The organism is Altererythrobacter epoxidivorans, from assembly GCF_001281485.1.
GTDB lineage: Bacteria > Pseudomonadota > Alphaproteobacteria > Sphingomonadales > Sphingomonadaceae > Erythrobacter > Erythrobacter epoxidivorans.
In genome coordinates this window covers 843223-860099 of record NZ_CP012669.1, presented here as the reverse complement: position 1 = coordinate 860099, position 16877 = coordinate 843223, and the positions used below count along the sequence as shown (strand labels likewise).

The 16877-nt window shown below is 61.9% G+C and carries 18 protein-coding genes; 11 read left to right on the top strand and 7 right to left on the bottom strand.

Going from position 1 to position 16877, the window contains the following annotated elements:
• Positions 1–9 precede the first annotated feature (9 nt).
• The 5 genes from lepB to AMC99_RS04410 are packed head-to-tail and all read left to right on the top strand — an operon-like array spanning position 10 to position 4170.
• The gene (lepB, locus tag AMC99_RS04430) at positions 10–840 is read left to right on the top strand and encodes a signal peptidase I (RefSeq protein ID WP_061923326.1); all 831 of its coding nucleotides are present in this window, start codon (positions 10–12) and stop codon (positions 838–840) included.
• A complete protein-coding gene (gene rnc / locus AMC99_RS04425) occupies positions 837–1508 on the top strand; it encodes a ribonuclease III (RefSeq protein ID WP_061923323.1) in 672 nt (223 codons plus the stop codon). Before lepB ends, rnc begins: the two co-directional genes overlap by 4 nt.
• Positions 1505–2410 (top strand): GTPase Era, encoded by a 906-nt coding sequence (gene era / locus AMC99_RS04420; protein WP_061923320.1) that lies wholly within the window; start codon positions 1505–1507, stop codon positions 2408–2410. Before rnc ends, era begins: the two co-directional genes overlap by 4 nt.
• A gap of 26 nt (positions 2411–2436) precedes the next feature.
• Positions 2437–2892, top strand: a complete 456-nt coding sequence (locus AMC99_RS04415; RefSeq protein WP_198143569.1) for an ASCH domain-containing protein — start codon at positions 2437–2439, stop codon at positions 2890–2892.
• Between the two features lie 21 nt (positions 2893–2913).
• On the top strand, positions 2914–4170 hold the full coding sequence (locus AMC99_RS04410) for an MgtC/SapB family protein (RefSeq protein ID WP_061923314.1): 1257 nt from the start codon (positions 2914–2916) through the stop codon (positions 4168–4170).
• A gap of 2 nt (positions 4171–4172) precedes the next feature.
• On the opposite strand, the gene AMC99_RS04405 is transcribed toward AMC99_RS04410, so the two are convergent.
• The 6 genes from AMC99_RS04405 to plsY form a co-directional block, all read right to left on the bottom strand.
• On the bottom strand, positions 4173–4571 hold the full coding sequence (locus tag AMC99_RS04405) for a response regulator (protein WP_061923311.1): 399 nt from the start codon (positions 4569–4571) through the stop codon (positions 4173–4175).
• Between the two features lie 236 nt (positions 4572–4807).
• On the bottom strand, positions 4808–5080 hold the full coding sequence (locus AMC99_RS04400) for a hypothetical protein (RefSeq protein WP_232301508.1): 273 nt from the start codon (positions 5078–5080) through the stop codon (positions 4808–4810).
• Between the two features lie 91 nt (positions 5081–5171).
• Complete coding sequence (topA, locus tag AMC99_RS04395; protein WP_061923306.1) at positions 5172–7712, bottom strand: type I DNA topoisomerase; 2541 nt, start codon at positions 7710–7712, stop codon at positions 5172–5174.
• A gap of 106 nt (positions 7713–7818) precedes the next feature.
• Entirely contained in the window at positions 7819–8532 is a 714-nt protein-coding gene (locus AMC99_RS04390; protein WP_061923303.1) for a hypothetical protein, read from the bottom strand.
• 20 nt (positions 8533–8552) lie between these two features.
• Positions 8553–9665, bottom strand: a complete 1113-nt coding sequence (gene dprA / locus AMC99_RS04385; protein WP_061923300.1) for a DNA-processing protein DprA — start codon at positions 9663–9665, stop codon at positions 8553–8555.
• Positions 9666–9681: 16 nt separating this feature from the next.
• Complete coding sequence (gene plsY / locus AMC99_RS04380) at positions 9682–10290, bottom strand: glycerol-3-phosphate 1-O-acyltransferase PlsY (protein ID WP_061923297.1); 609 nt, start codon at positions 10288–10290, stop codon at positions 9682–9684.
• 109 nt (positions 10291–10399) lie between these two features.
• Between plsY and murI the strand changes: the two genes are divergently transcribed.
• The 6 genes from murI (at position 10400) to AMC99_RS04350 (ending at position 15365) form a co-directional block, all read left to right on the top strand.
• Positions 10400–11197, top strand: coding sequence for a glutamate racemase (murI, locus tag AMC99_RS04375; RefSeq protein ID WP_061923293.1), 798 nt, complete (start codon positions 10400–10402; stop codon positions 11195–11197).
• A gap of 149 nt (positions 11198–11346) precedes the next feature.
• The gene (gene hemA / locus AMC99_RS04370) at positions 11347–12567 is read left to right on the top strand and encodes a 5-aminolevulinate synthase (protein ID WP_061923289.1); all 1221 of its coding nucleotides are present in this window, start codon (positions 11347–11349) and stop codon (positions 12565–12567) included.
• 4 nt (positions 12568–12571) lie between these two features.
• Positions 12572–12850: a YdeI/OmpD-associated family protein gene (locus AMC99_RS04365; protein WP_061923286.1), complete on the top strand. Its 279-nt coding sequence runs from the start codon at positions 12572–12574 to the stop codon at positions 12848–12850.
• Positions 12851–12892: 42 nt separating this feature from the next.
• The gene (locus tag AMC99_RS04360) at positions 12893–13750 is read left to right on the top strand and encodes a TauD/TfdA dioxygenase family protein (protein WP_061923283.1); all 858 of its coding nucleotides are present in this window, start codon (positions 12893–12895) and stop codon (positions 13748–13750) included.
• A gap of 80 nt (positions 13751–13830) precedes the next feature.
• Positions 13831–14526 (top strand): nitroreductase, encoded by a 696-nt coding sequence (locus tag AMC99_RS04355; RefSeq protein ID WP_061923280.1) that lies wholly within the window; start codon positions 13831–13833, stop codon positions 14524–14526.
• A gap of 65 nt (positions 14527–14591) precedes the next feature.
• Positions 14592–15365, top strand: a complete 774-nt coding sequence (locus AMC99_RS04350; protein ID WP_061927712.1) for a hypothetical protein — start codon at positions 14592–14594, stop codon at positions 15363–15365.
• 67 nt (positions 15366–15432) lie between these two features.
• Here the strand turns inward: AMC99_RS04350 and AMC99_RS04345 are convergent, their stop codons facing one another.
• On the bottom strand, positions 15433–16638 hold the full coding sequence (locus AMC99_RS04345; protein WP_061927710.1) for a type III PLP-dependent enzyme: 1206 nt from the start codon (positions 16636–16638) through the stop codon (positions 15433–15435).
• Positions 16639–16877: the final 239 nt, after the last annotated feature.

Genomic DNA, 16877 nt, shown 5'->3' with positions numbered 1-16877 from the left:
ACGTCAGCAATGGATGGAAAGACCGAAGATACGATTGCATCGCCCGAGGGTGGTGAGGAAAAGCGCGAGACCTGGGGAAGTTTCCTGGGGTTCGTGCTGAAGCTGGTGGTTGCGGTGCTAATATTCCGCAGCTTCTTCTTCTCTCCCTTCTCGATCCCGTCGGAAAGCATGCTGCCACGCCTGTGGAACGGCGACTACCTGCTCGCCTCCAAGTGGTCCTATGGCTATTCGCGATACTCGCTTCCCGGCGAAGTGCCGCTGATTCCAGGGCGAATCCTGGCGCAGCAGCCCGAGCGCGGCGATGTCGTTATCTTCAAGCATCCGATCGACGGGACCGACTATATCAAGCGGGTCATCGCCCTGCCCGGCGACACGATCGAGATGCGCAGCGGGCAGCTGGTGCTGAACGGCACCCCTGTGCCCAAGACGCGCATCGAGGATTTCATGATCCCCGTTTCCCCCAACACGCCATGCGCATGGGGTGCGACACCGGGCAAGGATGCTGATGGAGGCGATGTCTGCCGCTATATGCGGTATCGCGAAACGCTGCCCTCGGGCAAAACTTACGAAGTGCTCGATTTCGGCATGACGCCGGCCGATAATTATGGCCCGGCAATCGTGCCGGAAGACCGCATGTTCGTGATGGGCGACAACCGCGACAACTCGCAGGACAGCCGCTTTCCAGCAATGCCTGCAGGCGGTGTCGGCCTTGTCCCGCAGGCGAACCTCGTCGGCAAGGCGAGCGTGATGATGTGGTCCACCGATGGCAGCGCGGAATGGATCAAGCCCTGGACCTGGTTCTCCGCCGCGCGCTGGAACCGGATGGGGTCCGGAATATGAGCGGGATTTCAGCCGAAACTCGCGAATGGCTGGACAATCTCGGCATCGAGATCGTCGACGAAGAGGCGTGGCTCGACGCGCTTACCCACGGCAGTTTCGAAGCGGATAGCGATTACGAACGGCTCGAATTCCTGGGCGACCGCGTCCTCGGCCTGTCGGTGGCAGAGTGGCTGTTCGCCGAAAACAACGCGCCCGAAGGCAAGTTGTCGCAGCGGTTGAACGCGCTCGTCAGCGGCCAGACCTGTGCGCGCATTGCCCGCAAGATCGGCCTGCCCGAACATGTGCGACTGGGCAAACAGGCCCGCGACGATGGCGCGCGCAACAGCGACAACATCCTCGGCGATGTGATGGAGGCGGTGCTCGGCGCGCATTTCCTCGATCATGGATTTGCCAGCACACGCGACCTCGTCCACCAATGGTGGGCAGAAGAGTTGAAAGGCGATCTGGGGCAGGCAAAGCATCCCAAGAGCGCGCTTCAGGAATGGGCCGCCGGCAACCAGCGCAAGCCGCCGGAATACGAACTGATCGACCGGTCCGGACCCGATCATGCAGCACAATTCACGGTTCGTGTCAGTGTCCACAAGGTGGGCTCTGCGGAAGGAACCGCCAGCAGCAAGCAGGAAGCCGAACGGCGCGCTGCACAAGCATTTATGGAGCAATACGGATGAGTGACGACAGCCAGACCAGGTGCGGCGTTGTCGCAGTGATCGGCGCCCCCAACGCGGGCAAATCGACGCTTGTGAACCAGCTTGTCGGCCAGAAGGTCGCGATCACTTCGTCCAAGGCGCAAACGACGCGCGCGCGAATGCTCGGCATCGCGCTGCAAGGCGATACGCAGATGATACTGGTGGATACGCCCGGTATCTTTGCACCCCGCCGCAGGCTCGACCGGGCGATGGTCAGCGCGGCATGGGAAGGCGCGGAAGCGGCCGACGCGATCCTGCTGCTGGTCGACCCCATCAAGCAGCGCCGCCACGAACTTGAACCCCTGATCGAGGTCCTTGCCAACCGGCCCGAGCGCAAGATCCTCGTCCTCAACAAGGTCGACAAGGCGAAGAAGGAACCGCTTCTGGAACTGGCGCAGGAATTGACCGGCAAGATCGAGTTCGGAGAGGTGTTCTTCGTATCGGCCCTGACCGGGGACGGCGTTCCCGAAATGAAGGCTGCCCTGGCCGATCTCATGCCCGAGGGACCGTGGCATTATCCCGAAGACCAGGTTTCAGACGCTTCGGAACGGCTGCTGGCTGCCGAGATCACCCGCGAACAGCTGTACCAGCAATTGCACGAGGAACTGCCCTACGATTCGGCAGTCCGCCCCGAACTCTACCAGCACAGGCCCGACGGCAGCCTCGAAATCCACCAGCAGATCGTGGTCGGGCGGGAAAGCCAGCGACCCATCGTCCTTGGCAAGGGAGGTAGCCGGATCAAGGCAATCGGCGAAGCTGCGCGCAAGGAAATGGCCGAAATCCTCGGCGTGAAGGTCCACCTGTTCCTCCATGTGAAAGTCAGCGAGAACTGGGCCGAGGACAAGGAAGTCTTCGAGGAAATGGGCCTCGACTGGGTGCGATGACCAACCCGAGCGTCAGCCGGCTATGGATGCGGTTTCGCGCCGCGAATCCTCATGCGCCGGAGGACGTCCCGCTCTCCTTCCATTTCTGTGACACGAAGGATGCAGCGGATATCTGCGCAGACCTTGTCGTGGCAGGTCGCAAACAAGCCACCGCATCGAGCCTGAAAGAGCTTGAACTGGCGGGGTTGGAGGTCGCCCAACCCGGCGAACTGTTCATCGTCACGGATTTCGGCGGCAAGGCGATGGCCGTGATCGAGACTACCCGGGTCGACATACGCCGTTTCGGCGAAATCGATGAAGACTTCGCCCGCGCAGAAGGTGAAGGCGACCTCACGCTGGAATGGTGGCGCGACGCACATCGCGCCTATTACCAACGCGTGCTTAGCGGCAGCGGCGTCGCGGTTGATGACGACCTCATGATCGCCTGCGAATATTTCAGGACAGTGATGACGTCCGACGATGGCGCATTCCCATTGCAGTGAGCGCCTGAGATCGTGCCCGCCATGCCATCCGCTGATTTGCTCCACTTGTTCTCCGCGCTCGCGGTCGGGCTGTTGATCGGGATCGAGCGCGGCTGGAACCTGCGCGGCTGGCAGAGCGGCAGGCGCGTTGCTGGAATACGGACATTCACTCTGCTGGGCGCGATGGCTGGTCTGTCGGGCTGGCTATCGGCGGCAGGATACCAGGCGGTGGCTGCAATCCTCGTCGCAGGCTGTGTCGGCGTGGTCGCAATCGGGTTCTGGCAAAGCATAAAGCTCGACGGAAAGCCGGATGCGACGACGGCAGTCGCGGCCATGGTGACACTTTCGCTCGGGTTCATTGCGGGGATTGGAGAGCCTGCAATCGCTGTCGCCGGCGCTGCCATCGTCACGCTCGTCCTGGCCTTGCGCAGCGAATTGCACGGCATGCTGCGTTCCCTGGATGAGGCCGACGTGAAGGCATTCGCCCGTTATGCCGTGATCGCGCTTGCTGTGTTCCCGTTCCTGCCGGAAGGCCGCTACGGACCTTACGACGCGTGGGAGCCGACCTCGCTCTGGTTCGTGGTCGTCATCGTCACCGGCTTTTCCTTCGCAGGATATGTCGCCAACCGCATCTTCGGCGCGCGAAAGGGCACGATCGCCACCGCAGTCATTGGCGGGGCCTACAGTTCGACCGCAGTGACCCAGTCGTTTTCGCAAAAGCTCGGTGCAGGTACCGGTGGAAGCGCCGAAAACGCCGGGATCGCGCTCGCGACGGCAGTGATGTACCTGCGCGTAATCGTGCTGGTCGCAGTGCTCGCAAGCCCGTTGCTGGTCCCTTTCATAAAGCTGGTAGCCCCCGCCCTGCTGGTCGGGTTCGTCGTCAGCTTCTGGCTCTATCGCCGCGCTTCGGACAGCTCGGGCGCAACCCCACCCGGCAATCCCATCGCGCTCATTCCCGCCTTTACCTTCGTTGCCTTCATTGCGGTGGCCGCCGTCGCTGCGCGTTGGGCGCAAGCGAACTTCGGTGAAGAAGGCATCGCCGTGCTCCTGCTGTTGATGGGCAGCATGGATGTCGATGCGGCTATCGTGACTGCTGGCGGGCTGGAACCGGGTACAATCGCCAATGAACTGGCGGCGCTGGCGATAGCTGGCACTATCCTCGCCAACATGACCGTCAAGCTGGGAGTGACGCTCGCTTACGGGAAATCGCGCGGTCGGCCTGCGGCTTTTGCCCTGGCTGCGAGCATGGTCGCGCTGGCGATCAGCCTGACCGCCGGCTATTTCTCTTTGTCCGCCTAGGCTTACTGGACGCCGAGTTTTTCGAGCTTTGCCTTCAGGGCCGATTCCTCGAACGGTTTGACGATATAATCGTCGGCGCCCGCACGGATCCCTTCGTGAACGTCCTTTGCCGTGCCCTTCGACGTGCAGAACACGACGGTCGGTTCATGGACCGTCGGAATGGCGCGCAAGGCCGCGACGAATTCGGGACCGCTCATCACCGGCATCTGCCAGTCGGTCAGGATCAGGTCGGGCATGCGCTGCTTACAGCGAGCAAGGGCTTCTTCACCGTTTTCGGCCTCGACCACCTGGTAGCCCAGGCTGACTGCGATCTTGCTCGAAACCTTGCGGATGACGCGGCTGTCATCGACGATCAGGCACAGCTTCGGGCGGGCCTGACGCGTTTCGTGGATGTCGCGCATGGCCTTTGCCTGACGGACGAGTGCATCTGTGTCCGACGCTTCCGCAATTCCAGCTTCGGCCGGCGCTTCGCGGGATAGCGCGCGTGCGTCGATCGTGCCCTCTGTCTCTGCAAAATCTTCCGAAGGATCCTCGATCTCGCCGAGCTCGCGGCCGACATCGGCCAGCTTTTCAGCCAGTGTCTTGCGTTCGCCGCTGGGCGAGCCCTTGCCCGCGTTGGGGCCGGTCGTGCGTTTGATCAGATTTTGAATGGTTCGAGCTCCCGCTGGACGTCGAAGCCCGCGTTTCCGATGTCGCCCGCCGTTTCGCCGGGCGTCATGCAGACATGAAGATAGGGGACCCAGACATCGCCGAATTCGGCTTTCTGGTACCACACGTCGAGAACGTCGTAGCTGGCCCACATCCCATCGGGACCGCGCAGGCGCAGCCCCTCCCCAATGCGAGGAACAGCCGCAAAGCGCATGCGCTCCTGCGACTGGTTCGTCTCGTTCTGGACTTCGATTTCGATCACGCAACAGGTCCTCTGCTATCGGACCTTGCTAACGCGGAAATCTTGATGATTTCCCAACGCGCAAAAGTGAATTTGCGGGATCGGGACGTGGTTACTTTTTCGCTGCTGCAGTCTTTTTTGCGGGTGCCTTCTTCTTGGCGGGAGCCTTGCGGCGCTTCTTCTTCGCCGGCCCCTTGGCAGCGCGAGCGTCGATCAGCTCGATCGCCTGCGCCTCGGTCACTTCCTCGGGCTTCACGTCCTTGGGAATGGTCGCATTGGTCGTGCCGTCGGTGACATACGGCCCGTAACGGCCGGGCATCACCTTGATCTCTCCGCCGGACGTCGGATGTGCGCCAAGCGTCTTGATCGGCTCGGCCTTGCCGCGCCCGCCACCGCCGCGGTTGGCAGCCTGCGCCAGCAGGTCGACCGCACGGTTCATGCCGACGTCGAACACTTCCTTTGTGTTCTGCAGCTTGGCGTATTTGCCGTCGTGCCGCAGGTACGGGCCGTAACGACCGATATTGGCTTCGATCTCGTTCCCGGTTTCGGGATGCGCGCCGACGATGCGCGGCAGGTCGAGTAGCTTGATCGCCCATTCGAGGTCGAAATCGTCGAGATCCTTGGGGATCGAGGCGCGCTTCTTGGCGTCGTCGACTTCCATCTCGATATAGGGGCCGAAGCGTCCGGATTTGCGATGGATTTCCGCACCCGTTTCAGGATGGGTACCCATCAGGCCGTCCTCGTCACCCGTGCCGCCATCGGCGCCAGGCTGGGCAAAACGGCGGGTGTATTTGCATTCGGGGTAGTTCGCACATGCGACGAAGGCGCCGAAGCGACCGCCGCGCAGCGCCAGCTTGCCACCCTCGCGCCCTTCCTGCTCGCACAGCGGGCAGAAACGCGGGTCCTTGCCGTCCTCGCGCGGGGGGAAGAGGAAATCCGAAAGATAGCTGTCGAGCGATTCGGTCACTTCCGAAGGCAGCTTCTCCATGACCTCGTCGGCCTTGGGCTTGAAGTCCTTCCAGAACTTGGCGAGCAGGTCCTTCCATTCCTCGCGCCCGTCGGAAACCGTGTCGAGCTCGTCTTCAAGCTCCGCAGTGAAATCATAGGCGACATAGGTCGGGAAAAACCGTTCGAGAAATGCTGTCAGAAGCCGACCCGATTCCTCTGCAAAGAAACGGTTTTTCTCCATCCGCACGTAATCGCGATCGCGCAGGGTCTGGATTGTCGAAGCATAGGTCGAAGGGCGGCCGATGCCGAGCTCTTCCAGCCGCTTGACCAGCGATGCTTCCGAATAACGCGGCGGCGGCTGGGTGAAATGCTGGTTGGCCTCGACCGACTTCCTGAAGGGGCTGTCGCCCTTGTGCATGACCGGCAGCAGGCCGTCCTCGTCATCGTCCGACTTGTCGTCCCGGCCTTCCTGATAGACCGCGAAATAGCCGGGAAACTTGACGACCTGGCCGGTAGCACGAAGCTCGTGCTTGCCGGTCGGATCGCGCATGGTGACGGTCGTCCGCTCAAGCTGGGCTGCCGACATCTGGCTCGCCATCGCCCGCTTGAAGATCAGGTCGTAAAGCTTTGCCTCGTCCCCCGAACCGGCATGCTCGCGGCGGAAATCGGTCGGACGGATCGCCTCGTGCGCTTCCTGCGCGTTCTTGGCCTTGGTCGAATAGAAGCGCGGTTTTTCGGGCAGGTACGACTTGTCGTAACGATCGCCAATCGCGTCGCGCAGCGCATTGATGGCACCGGGGTCCATCTGGACGCCGTCGGTACGCATGTAGGTGATTGCGCCAGCCTCGTAGAGCGACTGGGCGAGGCGCATCGTATGGCTCGCCGAAAATCCGAGCTTGCGCGCGGCTTCCTGTTGCAGGGTGGAAGTTGTGAACGGTGGCGCAGGGTTGCGCTTCAACGGCTTGGTCTCGATGTCCTCGACCGTGAAGCGGGTGCCCTCGACCGCGGCCTTGGCGGCCATGGCGCTGCCTTCGTTGCCCAGCGTCATCTTGTCGAGCTTGGCCCCGTCGTAACGGACCAGGCGCGCATCGAATTCGGTCCCGTCATGCTCCATCTTCGCAAGGACGGACCAATATTCCTCCGGCTTGAAGATCTCGATCTCGTGCTCGCGCTCGCAGATGAGACGCAGCGCGACCGACTGGACTCGCCCGGCCGATTTCGCACCGGGCAGCTTGCGCCACAGGACCGGCGAGAGGGTAAATCCGAACAAATAGTCGAGTGCGCGCCGCGCCAGATAGGCGTCGATCAGATCGGTATCGAGCTCGCGCGGGCTTTTCATCGCATCGGTGACCGCGGTCTTGGTAATCGCGTTGAAGGTCACGCGATCAACCTTGGACGGCAGCGCCTTGCGCTTTTTCAGCAGCTCCTGGACGTGCCAGCTGATCGCTTCTCCTTCGCGGTCAGGGTCAGTCGCGAGGACGAGACGATCGGCCTTCTTCGCCGCATCGGCTATTTCCTTGAAGCGGCTCTGCTTGTCGCGATAGAGTTCCCAGTCCATCGCAAAGTCTTCATCGGGGCGAACGCTGCCATCCTTGGGCGGCAGGTCGCGCACGTGTCCGTAGCTGGCGAGAACCTTGAAGTCCTTGCCCAGGTATTTCTCGATGGTTTTCGCCTTTGCGGGCGACTCGACGATAACGAGCTGCATTATATTTTGTATGTCCCTTACGCGTATACGTGTGCGTACGCGCAAAGTGGGGTCCCGCTTTCGCGTTCGTCAAGTCATCCGTTCAGACGAAATGCCCGTGGTGCTGTCAGGCAAAGACGTCGGCCGTTTCCGTGCTGTCATCGGCAACGAGCGTGTACACGCCGATTCCGAAGGCAAAGGCCAGCACGTTTCCGGCCGCTTCACCAATGCTCGATCCCAGTGCGATCATCAGGTCGATGCCGGTGAACGCCAGCATCGCACCGAAAGCGCCAGCGATGATGATCAGCCCCAGGAAAAGGACAAGAGCTGCAAAGAAGATCGACCAGCTGTAACCACGGGTCGCTTCCCAGCTGGCGCCGAGCGATTCCGTAATGCCCCTGCGCCCCCCGATCAGGAAACCCGATGCTGCCGACCAGCGCACCAGCAGGATCAGGCCGGGAACGATGATCAGGATCAATCCGAGCACGATGCCGATCATCGAAAGGATCGACATCCCGATATAGGCCCAGATCCGCGTATCCGTTGCCTTCAGACGGCCGGCGCTTTCGAGCAATTTGGAAAGCACGAAATAGCCGGCGATAATCGATAGGATCGCCACGCCCAGTTGGAACGCCGCAGACGTCAGGCTGTCCGACGCATCGACGCTGAACCCCATTCCGGCACCGGCGATCGTGTCCGTAGAATCGATGAGGCCCGCCATGAGCCCGAATGCGTTCAACCCGCCGATAACCACGATGTAGAGGAAGACGACGGGAATGTTACGCCCGACAAGATCGAGCGTTTGCCCCATGAAACCTGCGAAATCCCTGTCACGCTGCATTGATACCCCCCGAATGTTGCCTAGGCTGAAAGCGACACGCGCCCACCAGCATGCCGGACCAATTTTCCCGATATTTCAAGATCAAGCAAGGCCATCTGGACAGAAGCTGCCGTGCTGTCCGACTGGCGGATCAATTCGTCCACACCAATCGGCGCGGTGGTAAGCAGGCTACCGATGTCGGCAGGTTCGGAATCGGCCAGATCCTCGAAGTCATAGAATTGCTCCGATCCGCTTTCGCGAAAGCTTGATCGCGGAACACCGTCGAAACCGGAAAGCAGTTCGACCACGTCGTCGGGCGATTGCACCAGCACGGCCCCCTCGCGGATCAACTGATTGCATCCCTGGCTGCGAGCATCGAGCGGACTTCCCGGAATCGCCATGACCTCCCGCCCCGCCTCGCCCGCCAGGCGTGCCGTGATGAGCGACCCGGACTTGGGCGCCGCTTCCACCACCAGTGTGCCTGCCGCCAGACCGGCGATGATGCGGTTGCGGCTGGGGAAATGGCTGCCGCGCGGTTCGGTGCCGGGCGGTTGCTCGGCGATCAGCAGGCCGTCACAGGCGATCTTCTCCTGCAAATCGGCATGCTGCGGTGGATAGGCGATTTCGATCCCGCTCGCGATGACGCCGATGGTTGCTGGAAAGGCGCCCTCGTGGGCGGCACCATCAATCCCGCGCGCCAGCCCGCTGACGACCGTGAAGCCTGCCTCGGCCAATGCGGCGGCGAATTCCCGCGCAATCTTGATGGCCGCAGCGCTTGCATTGCGCGCACCCACCATGGCGACGCACGGCCGGGTAGCGAGCGCCAGATTGCCGCGATAGCTGATGATCGGCGGCGCGCCCCCGATCTGCGCCAGCAGCAGCGGATAATCTGGCTGGTCGTGAAACAGGTAGCGTGCACCGGCCTTGCGGGTTTGCTGCACCTCAGCCTCGATCGATGCGACAGGGGCGGCGCGATACTGCCTGCCGGATCTGGCCGCGACGTCTGGCAGGGCATCGATGGCGGCAAGGGCATTGCCGAACCGGGCCAAAAGCTGGCGATAGGAAACCGGGCCGATGCGCGGGCTGCGCAGCAATCGGATCCGTGCGAATGCTTCCTCTTGCGAGAGGACCGGCTGCGACCCCTGGTCCTGCATCAGCGGCCTGCCCGTCTCATTTTTTCGAACCGACCCTCGGCTCTTCACCGGCGATCAGGCGCTGGATGTTCTGGCGATGCAGGAAAATGATCAGGCCGGCGATCACGGCGAGTACGGGAATGAATTGCTCGTAGCCAAATGCGGCAGCGGCAATGGCTGCCGCCACCACCGCGCTCATCCCAGCAACGGAGCTGATGCGGACCAGAGCAAGTACGCTCAACCAGACAATGGCGTAGGCGAGACCGATCGGCCAGCCGAGGCCGAAGCTGACGCCCGCATTGGTCGCAACGCCCTTGCCCCCCTTGAACTTGAGCCAGACCGGGAAGCAATGCCCGACCACCGCGCCAAGGGCAGCTGCGGCCATCGGGCCCATGCTCGCCTCTGCCAGGCCGTATCCCTGATAGAACTGCCCTGCCAGGAAGACGGGCAGGAACCCTTTGACGAGGTCGGCCACCAGCGTTGCAGCGGCCAGCCCCTTGTTCCCGGTGCGCAACACGTTGGTCGCGCCGATATTGCCGCTGCCGATGTTGCGTACATCGCCGAGCCCGGCCGCTTTCGTAAGCAGCAGCCCGAAGGGGACGGAGCCAAGCAAGTATCCCAGACCGAGTGCGTAGAGCGTTTCCATCGGCTGCCGCCATTCCTCCCTAGAGATCAGGACGATGCCCTGCTTTCAATTTGAACAGGCCTAGGTAAAAGACCGGCGTTCGACAAGCCAAGCCAGACGGGAAAGCACCATTTCCGACGCATCCGCCCCCATCCTGCTGTTCGATTCCGGTGTCGGGGGACTCACGGTGCTGGCAGAGGTGCGCAAGCTGCTGCCCGATGCGCCGGTGATCTATGCCGCAGACATGGCCGGATTGCCCTACGGGACAAAGTCGGAGGCCCAGATCGCCGCGCGCGTGGCGGGGTTGCTGGGGCGGATGAGCGAACGCTATCGCCCTCGCCTCGCCTGCATCGCCTGCAACACGGCGAGCACGATCGCGCTCGGCATGGTTCGCGAAGTGCTCGAAATTCCGATTGTCGGCACCGTGCCCGCGATCAAGCCGGCTGCGGCCATGACCAGGACCGGGACGATCGGCCTGCTTGGCACCGAAGCGACGATCCGCCAGGCCTATGTCGACAATCTCGAGGCCGAATTCGCCACAGACAAGCTGCTGTTGCGCCACGCCGCCCCGGGCCTCGTCGAAGCAGCGGAAGCCAAACTGCGCGGAGAGGTGGTGGATGGTACCGCTGTACGATCTGCGGTCGATGCGCTTACCGAAATGGCCAGCGGCAACCGGATCGACACCGTGGTCCTTGCCTGCACGCACTTCCCGTTGCTGAGGGACGAACTACAGGCGGCATTCGGACCTGAAGTGGCGCTGATCGACGGTGCCGAAGGCATCGCCCGGCGGATCGTGCATCTGACGCAAGGGCAGGAATTCGACGGCTCTGCTTCGAGCATGGCGGTCACGACCGGACCGCTGGAAGAGTTCGAGAGACTCGCACCGGTATTCGCCGGGTTCGGTATCGAAAAGCTGGTCCGTTTCTGATCGCACCCGCCGCCAGAATCACCGGAAATCACCCCCTGAGTAATCGCGAATCATTCGCAAAGATCGCAGTGGCAAAATGCATCCGAAACGCCTAAGTCCCTGCCACTTGGACGGCGGCACTGGCCGCAGCAGATAAGCGGAACAACCGCGTGAACTACGACCAGATCTTCGACAAGGCGATCGACCGCCTCCATGAAGAAGGGCGCTACCGCGTCTTCATCGACATCATGCGCAACAAGGGCGCGTTTCCGAACGCGCGCTGTTTTCACGGCCATAACGGCCCGAAGCCGATTACCGTGTGGTGTTCGAACGACTATCTCGCCATGGGCCAGCACCCCAAGGTGATCGAGGCGATGGAAAACGCGCTGCACGACGTCGGTGCAGGGTCGGGCGGCACGCGCAATATCGGCGGCAATACGCACCTCCACATCGAACTCGAGAGAGAACTCGCCGACCTTCACGGCAAGGATGGCGCGCTGCTTTTCACCAGCGGCTATGTCTCGAACGATGCAACCCTGTCGACGCTGGCGAAGCTGCTGCCGGGCTGCGTGATCTTCTCCGACGAATTGAACCACGCCAGCATGATTGCCGGCATCCGCAATTCGGGAAGCGAGAAGCGCGTCTTCCGCCACAATGACATGGCGCATCTCGAAGAACTGCTCGCCGCAGAAGACCATGACACGCCCAAGGTCATCGCTTTCGAAAGCGTCTATTCGATGGATGGCGACGTCGCCCCGATCCACGAAATCTGCGACCTTGCCGAAAAATACAACGCCCTGACCTACATCGACGAAGTCCATGCGGTCGGCATGTACGGCAAGCGCGGCGGCGGCATTTCCGAACGCGACGAAGCCGCGCACCGCATCGACATCATCGAAGGCACGCTGGGCAAGGCGTTCGGCGTAATGGGCGGCTATATCGCTGCAGACACCCGCATAATCGACTGCATTCGCAGCTATGCGCCGGGCTTCATCTTCACGACCTCGCTGTCGCCCGTGCTCGTTGCCGGCGTCCTTGCAGCGGTGAAGCACCTCAAATCTTCAAGTGTGGAACGCGATGGCCAGCAGGCTGCCGCTGCCACGCTCAAGCAGAAGATGCGCGATGCGGGCCTGCCGGTGATGGACAGCGTGACGCACATCGTGCCGTTGATGATCGGCGATCCTGTCCGCGCCAAGAAGATCAGCGACATCCTGCTCGCCGAATACGGCGTGTATGTGCAGCCGATCAATTTCCCGACCGTGCCGCGCGGGACGGAGCGCCTGCGCTTTACCCCCGGCCCTGCCCACACCGCGGAAATGATGGACGAACTCGTTGCCGCCCTGGTGGAAATCTGGGACCGGATGGAACTGGAACTGGCGAAGGCCGCCTGATGCGATGACGGAAGCGGCCGATCCCGACTTCCGGCATTCCACACCTCCTGAAATCGAAGATCTGCTGGCGAATGTGCCGGGGCTTCAATCCCGGTGGGACAAGCTGACCGAGCTTGGCCGCAACGAATACATCTGCTGGACCATTTCGGCCAAGCAGGAGGCAACGCGCGAAAAGCGGCGCCAGCGAATGGTCGAGGAAGTTCTCGACGGCAAGAAGCGGCCCTGCTGCTGGCCTGGCTGCCCGCATCGCCGGGAAAGCGCGAGAAAGTTCGTCGACGCTTGACCTTTGCGCAGGATCGCGCATCCTCCCGTCGGGGAGAGAAATATGGCGACCGTTGCAGACAGGACAGGACTAGATACCGGCACACTCGATGTGCGCCCGATGACACCGGCCATCGGTGCGGAAATTCATGGCGTCAATCTCGGCGCGAGCGACATCGCATCGCGCATACCCGAAATCCGTGCCGCGCTTCTCAGGTATGGCGTGGTATTCTTCCGCGATCAGGAAATGACGCAGGAACAGCACATCGCCTTTGCCCGTCATTTCGGTGATCTGGAAATCCATCCCGCAACACCGAAGGACCAGGAAAATCCCGAAGTCCTGCGCATCGTTCATGGGCCCAACAGCCGCGGTTCGGAAAACAACTGGCATTCCGATGTCACCTGGCGCGAATGCCCTTCGCTCGGTTCGATCCTGTACGCCCGCGAAGTGCCCGAATGCGGCGGCGATACGCTGTTCGCCAACATGCATCTCGCCTACGAGCGCCTGAGCGAAAAAATGCAGCAGTTTTGCGAAGGGCTGACGGCGGTCCACGACATCGCCCGCGTCTTCGCCAAACGCCTCGGCAAGACGCCGGAGGAACTGCACGAGAAATATCCGCCGATGAGGCATCCGGTCATCCGCACCCATCCGGAAACCGGTGAACGGGCGATCTACGTCAACACCGGCTTCACCAGCCATATCGAAGGCCTCTCACGAAAGGAGAGCGACTGGCTGCTCGACCACCTCTACAAGACCGCCTGGGACGTCGAGGTCCAGTGCAGGTTCCGCTGGCAACCCAACTCGGTCGCCTTCTGGGACAACCGCGTATGCCAGCATTTCGCCGTATCGGATTATTTCCCGGCGCGGCGCGTGATGGAACGTGTGACCATCGCCGGAGACCGGCCTTACTTCACCGCCTGACACCACGTTTACGTAAGGGATTTTGCTCGCCGCTCGCGGTGGTCTAATCCTGTGCGCAAAGAGAGAGAGGACCAACCAACGTGACACCCGGCAGCCCTGACCAGACTTACGAAGACGTCGTGCGCGGACGGCGCAGCATCCGCGGCTATCTGGACAAGCCGGTGCCACGCGAACTGATCGAGGAAGTGCTGTCGATGGCGATGCGCTCCCCCACCTCGATGAACACGCAGCCGTGGCACTTCCACGTCATCACCGGCGAGCCGCTCGATCGTATTCGCAAGGGGAATACCGAGCGCATCCTCGCAGGCGAGCCCGACAGCCGCGAATTCCGCCGCGGCCATGCATTCGAGGGAGTGCACCGCGAACGCCAGGTCGAATGTGCGGTGCAATTGTTCGGCGCTATGGGGATCGAGCGCGACAACAAGGAAAAACGGCAGGACTGGGTCCTGCGCGGCTTCCGCCAGTTCGATGCGCCCGTCTGCGTCATCGTCACCTACGACCGCGAGCTTTCCGACAGCGACGACACGGCATTCGATTGCGGCGCTGTGACTACGGCACTCGTCAATGCCGCCTGGTCGCGCGGCCTCGGCTGCGTCATCAACTCGCAAGGCATCATGCAATCGCCCGTGGTGCGCGAACATGCGCATATCCCGGACGACCAGGTCATCATGAAAGCGGTCGCACTTGGCTGGCCGGACCCGGACTTCCCGGCGAACTCCGTCTATACCAATCGCAAATCTGTCGACGAAAGCGCCAATTTCATCGGTTTCGACTGAGACCTGGCAGGCAGGGAAACTTATAGGCCCCGCGCCGTTTGTTGACCAAAGGCACGGAGGGCATTTTGAGCGACGACATCATCGATCTCGGCAGCGGCTTCTACTCGATCCGCGGGGACTTTCGCATTGGCGGCATCCTCAATGTCGGAACGCAATGTTCGCTGGTCGAGTTTGAGCCCGGCCGCTTCGTGTTCCTAGACAGCTATACCCTGCCCGACGCGGTGCGCGAGGAAGTGGACCGCATGACCGATCGCGGTGAGAAGATCGAAGCGATCCTCAACCTGCACCCGTTCCACACGCTGCATTGCGAATGGATGCACGGCACCTTTCCGGATGCAAAGCTGTATGGAACTGCGCGCCACAAGCGCAAGATGCCCGACCTTCCGTGGCAGGACACGCTATGCGAAAGCGATGCCCTGTCTGGCCAGTTTGGCGAGTGGTTCGAATTCTCGGTCCCTGCAGGCGTACCGCTCGTCTGCGACGACGAAAATGTACATTTCTCCTCCGTCCTCGCGCTTCACAAGGCGAGCGGGGTGATCCATGTGGATGATACCTTCACCTACCTGCGCAAGGGCTTCCCGCTTTCGGTCCTGCCGATGACGGACCGCATGGACTTCCATCCCACGCTGGCAAAGGCATTGAAGCCGGAAGCAGGCGCAGCCGACGCGTTCCGCGAATGGGCGATCGATCTCGGCATCCGCTGGCACGAGGCGAAGATCGTCGCTGCTGCGCACAACGCGATCCTCCATCTCGAGCCGGAGCAATTTCCGAAGCTCGTGGGTGAAGCGCTGGGCCGCGTGAAGAAGGTGCTCGACAAGCACCGCGCCGCGCACGGTTAGTCGAGCGGTTCGACGAAAAAGCTGAATTCGTGGTGCGAACAGGGCGGCTGAGCCGCCCTGCCCTCTATCAGCGCAGGCTGACGACGTTGTCCACTTCCGGACGCGCGCGGCTGCCATCGTAAAGGCTGGCCATCGGCTCATCCGTCACGACGACCTGTTGCGCATCGCCGAAACCGTTGAAGCCGGTCTTCATCGCCGCGCCATAGGCACCGAGCATTCCGACCTCGATGTAGTCGCCGGCCTGGATGTCCGACGGAAGCGGGAACGGACCCTTCATGTAGTCCGCATCGTCGCAGGTCGGGCCGTAGAATGCGAAATCCGCATCGGGATCGCGCAGGTCGTCTTCCAGCGCACGAACAGGGAAACGCCAGTTCACATGCGCAGCATCATAGAGCGCGCCATAGGCGCCGTCGTTGATGTAGAGTTCCTCGCCGCGACGCTTCTCAACGCGCACGATCATCGAGGAATATTCGGCCGATAGCGCACGGCCGGGCTCGCACCACAACTCGGCGTTGTAGGCAATCGGCAGCGCATAGAAGTGCTGGTGGATGATCTGGAAGTAATCTTCGAGCGGCGGAGGCTCGAGATCGGGATACCAGCTCGGGAAACCGCCGCCGACATCGATCATGTCGATCACGACCGAAGCTTCGGCAATCGCTGCGCGGGTGCGGTCAAGCGCCTGGACATAGGCGAACGGGCTCATGGCCTGGCTTCCGACGTGGAAGCAGATGCCAAGCCAGTCGCAATGCTGGCGGGTTTGCTGGAGCAGCAGCGGCGCTTCCGACAGGTCGCAACCGAACTTGCTCGCCAGCGACAGCTCCGAATATTCGCTCGAGACGCGCAGGCGCACCGCGAGCCGCAAGTCGGTCGCCGCTTCGCCTGTTTCGGGATTGCGGCACGCCTCGACGATCTTCTCCAGTTCCTCGACGCTATCGAGGCTGAAGGTCCGAACACCGTGCTGGTGATACGCCTCGCGGATCGCACCGGGCGTCTTGATCGGGTGCATGAAGCACAGCGTCGCATCGGGCAGGAGGCCGCGCACCAAGCGCACTTCGGCAATCGAAGCGACGTCAAAATGGGTGATGCCCGCTTCCCACAGCACTTCGATCAGGTCGGGCGTGGGATTCGCCTTCACCGCGTACAGCGACTTGCCCGGAAACTTCTCGACGAAGAAACGGGCAGCGCGCGCGGCGGCGTGCGGACGATTCAGGATAACAGGCTCGTCCGGCGCAAGAGCGCGAATTACAGACCGAGCGTCAGGGTAGATGTGCAACTCAAGGGACCCCCAAAACGGTTCTTTGAAACCATGAAACGACAAGCTGCCTTGCGGTTAGGAAGTCCCCTTGGGGCAGCGGAAGCGCGCATATAGGGCCTGCAGGGTGAATCGCAAATGAAAAATGGCGTCGTTTTCGGTGTTCATGCCGATTCAATCGACGCCATCCTCACATGTTCCGAAGTTCAGCGCCCGCATGCAACGGGCCGTCGAACTTGAGCATGGTTTGAAACAGGGAT

What these genes read in the sequence shown, in the direction of transcription:
- era (WP_061923320.1), top strand. Translation starts at nt 1,505, where the DNA reads ATGAGTGACGACAGCCAGACCAGGTGCGGCGTTGTCGCAGTGATCGGC.
- plsY (WP_061923297.1), bottom strand. Translation starts at nt 10,290, where the DNA reads ATGGAAACGCTCTACGCACTCGGTCTGGGATACTTGCTTGGCTCCGTC.
- AMC99_RS04405 (WP_061923311.1), bottom strand. Translation starts at nt 4,571, where the DNA reads ATGCGCGACATCCACGAAACGCGTCAGGCCCGCCCGAAGCTGTGCCTG.
- dprA (WP_061923300.1), bottom strand. Translation starts at nt 9,665, where the DNA reads ATGCAGGACCAGGGGTCGCAGCCGGTCCTCTCGCAAGAGGAAGCATTC.
- AMC99_RS04360 (WP_061923283.1), top strand. Translation starts at nt 12,893, where the DNA reads ATGGCGACCGTTGCAGACAGGACAGGACTAGATACCGGCACACTCGAT.
- AMC99_RS04410 (WP_061923314.1), top strand. Translation starts at nt 2,914, where the DNA reads ATGCCATCCGCTGATTTGCTCCACTTGTTCTCCGCGCTCGCGGTCGGG.
- AMC99_RS04365 (WP_061923286.1), top strand. Translation starts at nt 12,572, where the DNA reads ATGACGGAAGCGGCCGATCCCGACTTCCGGCATTCCACACCTCCTGAA.
- topA (WP_061923306.1), bottom strand. Translation starts at nt 7,712, where the DNA reads ATGCAGCTCGTTATCGTCGAGTCGCCCGCAAAGGCGAAAACCATCGAG.
- rnc (WP_061923323.1), top strand. Translation starts at nt 837, where the DNA reads ATGAGCGGGATTTCAGCCGAAACTCGCGAATGGCTGGACAATCTCGGC.
- AMC99_RS04390 (WP_061923303.1), bottom strand. Translation starts at nt 8,532, where the DNA reads ATGCAGCGTGACAGGGATTTCGCAGGTTTCATGGGGCAAACGCTCGAT.
- AMC99_RS04415 (WP_198143569.1), top strand. Translation starts at nt 2,437, where the DNA reads ATGCGGTTTCGCGCCGCGAATCCTCATGCGCCGGAGGACGTCCCGCTC.
- lepB (WP_061923326.1), top strand. Translation starts at nt 10, where the DNA reads ATGGATGGAAAGACCGAAGATACGATTGCATCGCCCGAGGGTGGTGAG.